Origin of the sequence: Clostridium sp. CAG:43 (genome assembly GCF_000434655.1) — a bacterium.
GTDB classification, from domain to species: Bacteria; Bacillota; Clostridia; order Lachnospirales; family Lachnospiraceae; genus Otoolea; species Otoolea fessa.
On record NZ_FR895076.1, the window covers coordinates 1 to 3,812 of the forward strand.

Annotated in this window: 5 protein-coding genes and 1 pseudogene; all 6 read right to left on the reverse strand. The window is 45.8% G+C overall.

What is annotated here, in order from left to right:
• A pseudogene (locus tag QVO97_RS06055) lies at window positions 1-91 on the reverse strand (peptidase S51); the annotation flags it as partial.
• 27 nt (window positions 92-118) lie between these two features.
• On the reverse strand, window positions 119-751 hold the full coding sequence (locus QVO97_RS06060; protein ID WP_022359485.1) for a GyrI-like domain-containing protein: 633 nt from the start codon (window positions 749-751) through the stop codon (window positions 119-121).
• A 299-nt stretch (window positions 752-1,050) separates the two neighbouring features.
• On the reverse strand, window positions 1,051-2,727 hold the full coding sequence (locus QVO97_RS06065) for a recombinase family protein (RefSeq protein WP_022359486.1): 1,677 nt from the start codon (window positions 2,725-2,727) through the stop codon (window positions 1,051-1,053).
• Window positions 2,708-2,965, reverse strand: a complete 258-nt coding sequence (locus tag QVO97_RS06070; RefSeq protein ID WP_216521573.1) for a helix-turn-helix domain-containing protein — start codon at window positions 2,963-2,965, stop codon at window positions 2,708-2,710. Before QVO97_RS06070 ends, QVO97_RS06065 begins: the two co-directional genes overlap by 20 nt.
• A 90-nt stretch (window positions 2,966-3,055) precedes the next feature.
• Window positions 3,056-3,220, reverse strand: coding sequence for a hypothetical protein (locus QVO97_RS06075; protein ID WP_022359488.1), 165 nt, complete (start codon window positions 3,218-3,220; stop codon window positions 3,056-3,058).
• Window positions 3,204-3,812, reverse strand: a 609-nt coding sequence (locus tag QVO97_RS06080; protein WP_288189136.1) for a plasmid recombination protein, incomplete at its 5' end; no start/stop codon positions are given. The genes QVO97_RS06075 and QVO97_RS06080, both read right to left, overlap by 17 nt.

Sequence of the window (3,812 nt, forward strand, 5' to 3'; positions counted from 1 at the left end):
CTGTTGGAATAAATGCGACTTTCTTATTTTCAATTTCTTCCTTTATCAGACTTCCTACACTTGAAAAGTGCGAACATAAAAATAATTTCATCAATATTCTCCTTTATAAATTTCGATTTTATGCTTTCTTAATTGGATGTCTAATTACAGTTTTCCATTTCTCTGGAGCAACCTTTCTTGCATCAGACATATAAATCTCGTGGTGCAATCTATCTTTGTTAATATCATTAACATACCCATTTTGTTCTATATAAGTATCCATAAGATCAACGGTTGCTGGCTCATTATCAAAAGAACCTATGTGCATAATTTGAACGCATAATCCTTCATCAATCGTAAGATACTCTGCTGACGAACAATCAATTTTCTTCTTTTTCGTTGCTGTTTCTATCGCCCAGTCAAAATCAGCTTTAGAAATGAAATCAGGCAAACGAATAACAGAAATCCAGTTAAAAGCAGATTTATTTGTATAATCTACACCCACGACATCATCCTGCCACCAAAAACCTTCCAATGGCGGAACAACATATTCAAAAAAGCCTTTAATTTTATAATCGGTCTTGTAACTCATTTTTAATGTGTATGCAACAGCATATAGAATACTGATTGCTTGTTGATATGCCCCGCCTTCTTCATTTGGATTGCCTTTTCCTCTAACTGCAATATAATTTGCCTTAGGTACATTTACAATCTCTGGTTTATTCTTAGGCATATAAAATTCTTTAAATTCTTTCTTAAAATCAAAAGCCATAATAACCTCCAAAATTCCGACTTACCGAATTTTTCCTTCACATCTAATCTACTGCCTACAACCACCCAAAATGGTCGAGTTGCCGGATTGGTTGTCATCCGTTTTCATTTTCCCAAAAGCATCCCGAAATGCCTGACATCTAATCCACTGTCCCAAATCGCGACATCTAATCCGAGGTTACAACCTGACACACATTTTGCAGTAGATATGTTTCCATATAAGAAAACCAGGCTTTTTCAGGAGTCAGGCTTCTAATCCCAACTTCCGAAAAAGCCTGGAAATACACCACTTTCTGGCACTTATTTATCTTTTCTTGACATCAAGACTACCATCTCGAGCATTGTTTCATTTTCCAAGGGCAGTTCTTTCACTTCCTCGCCGTTCACAGGAACGGGAAAATTGAAGACAATATTCTTGATCCAGCAGCCGTCCTTCCGCTTTTCCGGGAACAGTTCAATCCGCTCAATAAATGCTTTCATGAACTCTTTCTGCTCCGCTTCTGTTGCGGAATTGTAGACTTCATCAAAGGCAAGTAAAAGCTGATAGATGTTATCCCCGGAAATCTTCTCCTGCCGGATGCTTCTGATCTGGCTCTGGACTTCCTCAATCTGAATCTCGATATCCTCTATTTTACCATACTGTTCATCGTAACGGCGCTGTAAATCCAAAATTTTTCGGTCATAATACGGGTCAGTCACATCCAGGGTGTCCATCTGCCGCTCCAGCCGGGATTTTGTTCCCAACGCCTGCCGGAGCTGTGTCTGCAACGCCTCCAGCCGCTTTTCCATATCTGCCGTATCAACAGCGGTGCCGATCTTCTCTTTGATGGCCTCAGAAAAACGAGGGTCTTTGACCATGGCGGATATGATATTCGCCACCATCTGATTCATTTCCGTCTGCTCAATATTGATGCGGAAGGTACACTCATGGCCTGTCGGCGTGACCGTGTTCTTGCAGTAGTAGTAATACCGGGTCTTTCTGTCCTTGCTGTGCGCTTTGGCGATATTCCCATACAGGCTCTTACCGCAGCAGGGGCATTTCAAAATGCCGGACAGGATATGGGCATGATCCGGGTCATTGACCTTCTCCCGCCGGTAGGAATTTGCCCGCCGTTTCTCCTGTGCAAGGTTCCAATCTTCCTCAGAGATAATCGCTTCGTGCTGTCCCTCATAAACAGGAAATTCCGACTGTTCCACCACATGCATCTCATTCCGTGTTCCCAGCTTCTTTTCTGTTCTGCGCCTGCCGTATGCGATCTTGCCGGTATAAACAGGATTATCCAGCACATCCTTCACAAAATCTCTGGAAAAGCCCGGGATGGTATTGTTCTGGCGGAGCTTCTTCACATAACCATGGCTGTTCAGATACTTTGCCACACCGGCAACGCCGTCGTTGGTATGAATATAACGATCATAGATTACACGAATCACTTCCGCTTCGTCCTCAGCAATCAGTAGCTGTCCGTTTTCCAGCCGGTATCCATAGGGAGCAAAGCCGCCGTTCCATTTGCCCTCACGGGCTTTCTGCTCACGCCCCGCCATGGTCTGTGTCCGGATGTTTTCACGTTCGATTTCAGCGACGGCGGAGAGAACAGAGATCATCAGCTTGCCGGAATCCTTGGAGCTGTCAATGCCATCTTCCACGCAAATCAGATTGACACCAAAATCCTGCATCAACTGCAAAGAGTTCAGCACATCAGCGGCATTTCTGCCGAAGCGGGACAGCTTGAACACCAGCACATAATCAACGCCGTCTTTTCCTTCCTGAATGTCGTTTAGCATCCGCTGGAACTCCAACCGCCCCTGGATATTCTTTCCGGAAAACCCTTCATCGGAGTATTCCCCGACAACAGCCATGTCCTCATATTCCGCATACTTCCGCAGCTTGTCCCGCTGGGCATCCAAGCTGTAACCATCCACCTGCATAGAGGTGGACACTCTCGTATACAGATAACACTTAGTCCGTTTCTTCTTCATGGCCGCCACTCCTTTCCACAGTCGGATCAGCCGGGCATTCTTCCGATATCGGCTCTTTCATCAAGCCCTCGTTGCGGATATAATATTCCAGAAGCCGAAGCACATACTCCGGGGCATGACGGTTGTCCAACTCCCATTCCGTGACAGTACGGTAGGGAATCTGGAAATATTTACAGAACTCTTTGCGGTTCATGCCGGTACTTTCCCGCAGTTCTCTGATTTTGCTTCTGCAATCCATTTTTCTTTTCTCCATAAACAAAAAAATACACGTTGCGTACTTATTATAGCATACCGCCAATAAATACGCAACGTGTAAATCCATATTTTCTTACGCAGCTTTCTTAAAATGTTGCTGCGGTAATTCTTCCTCGCAGGCTTTCTTCTCCTGCTGCTTCAGCACCTGCAGCCCATATCGCTGCATCAGCCTTGCCATCACATCAATACAGCGGTCAAATGCCGCATTATCCTTTGCGTTATCATAATACTTCTTCAATAGGCCGCTCCTTTCTTGCGTGATCGCCCTGTGTGTACCAATCCAGCACTTCCGGCGGAATTCGCTCCAATGTGCTGATCGCCGCCTCATAATCCCTGCGGAGCTGGCTGTCCTGCAACTTTTTCAGCACGCTCTTCTCCTGCGCCGCATCGAGCGATTCCGCCAACTGGCTGTTTTTCTTTTTCAGTCGCTTGTTTTCAGCCGCAGTTTGGGTAAACGCCACGTTGTACTTGGTCAGCAGCGTCTGCATTTTCTCTACGGCAGGGATATAGCCATCCAGCAGCTTGCCGATTTCCTCAGCCCTGCTTTTGGCATTAAAGGGATTGATTCCGGCCAGAATCCCCTCCAGCTTCTCTTTCTGCTTGGTCAGTCGGGTCATTTCCTTGAACACTCTGGGCGGGATGTGGTCACGTCCCGTCTGGCTGGCACTCTCGCCACGCTCAAGATCCGGATATTTTTTGACCATGTGTTTCCAGAACTCATCCTGCCACCAGGTCAGCTTTTTCTTGTTGCCGACAATATCTTTGGCGCTGAGCCGCTGATCCTCGGTCAGAGGGACAAAAGAAAGGTGCATATGGGGCGTTTTTTCGTC

Bases quoted from the DNA above. Each gene is read 5' to 3' on its own strand.
- QVO97_RS06065 (WP_022359486.1), bottom strand. From the start codon at position 2,727: ATGAAGAAGAAACGGACTAAGTGTTATCTGTATACGAGAGTGTCCACC.
- QVO97_RS06070 (WP_216521573.1), bottom strand. From the start codon at position 2,965: ATGGATTGCAGAAGCAAAATCAGAGAACTGCGGGAAAGTACCGGCATG.
- QVO97_RS06060 (WP_022359485.1), bottom strand. From the start codon at position 751: ATGGCTTTTGATTTTAAGAAAGAATTTAAAGAATTTTATATGCCTAAG.